Here is a 409-nt window from a genome sequence, read left to right on the forward strand (position 1 = left end):
GTCGGGTGAGGGTGCGGCGGTGGAGGAGTTGCTCGCCCGATGTGAGTCGGACGGGGTGTGGGCGCGGCGTATCGACGTGGACTACGCCTCGCATGGTCCGCAGGTCGAGGAGATTAAGGACGAGCTGCTAGAGGCCCTGTCCGGTATCAGCCCGGTGGCGGGCTCGGTGGAGTTCCGTTCCACGGTGACCGGTGAGGTGACCGATACCGCGACGTTGGACGCCGGGTATTGGGTGCGGAATCTGCGTGAGCCGGTGCGGTTCGCCCCGGTGATCGAGGCACTGGCACAGGCGGGTGCCGGGGTGTTCGTGGAGGCCAGTCCTCACCCCGTGCTGGTTGCCGGCATCGGTGACACGGTGGCGGAGGCCGGGGCGCAGTGCGCGGTGGTGGAGACCCTGCGTCGTGACGAA

1 protein-coding gene is annotated in these 409 nt (G+C 68.7%); it reads left to right on the forward strand.

Annotated features, from left to right (window positions below):
- Positions 1–409: acyltransferase domain-containing protein (locus LG396_RS38970; protein ID WP_263980129.1), on the forward strand; the 409-nt coding region annotated here is incomplete at both ends.

It is taken from the genome of Streptomyces aculeolatus (assembly GCF_020400605.1).
Lineage (GTDB): Bacteria > Actinomycetota > Actinomycetes > Streptomycetales > Streptomycetaceae > Streptomyces > Streptomyces aculeolatus.